This window comes from Aeromonas sp. sif2416, assembly GCF_019218665.1.
Classification (GTDB): domain Bacteria; phylum Pseudomonadota; class Gammaproteobacteria; order Enterobacterales; family Aeromonadaceae; genus Aeromonas; species Aeromonas encheleia.
In genome coordinates, this window is record NZ_JAHUXC010000073.1 from 1 (window position 1) to 210 (window position 210).

Sequence of the window (210 nt, forward strand, 5' to 3'; positions counted from 1 at the left end):
CTTGCCATCCGCGGCAATGGTCAGGCTGCCCAGGGCATTGGCACTCGGCGCGCCCAGGCCCGGTTTGAACTCGGCCTCGTCCACCCCGTCCACGTCGGTCAGGGTCAGGCTGCCGGTCTCGGTCAGGTTACCGCTGACCACGTTCAGGTCTTCGGTCACCGCACCGCTGCCATCACCCACAATCACCGCACCGTCATTGACGCCGGTGAT

Annotated in this window: 1 protein-coding gene; it reads right to left on the reverse strand. The window is 66.2% G+C overall.

Annotated features, from left to right (window positions below; all coding sequences use genetic code 11):
• The coding region (locus KW821_RS21600) for a hypothetical protein (RefSeq protein ID WP_218292889.1) at window positions 1-210 on the reverse strand (210 nt) is incomplete at both ends.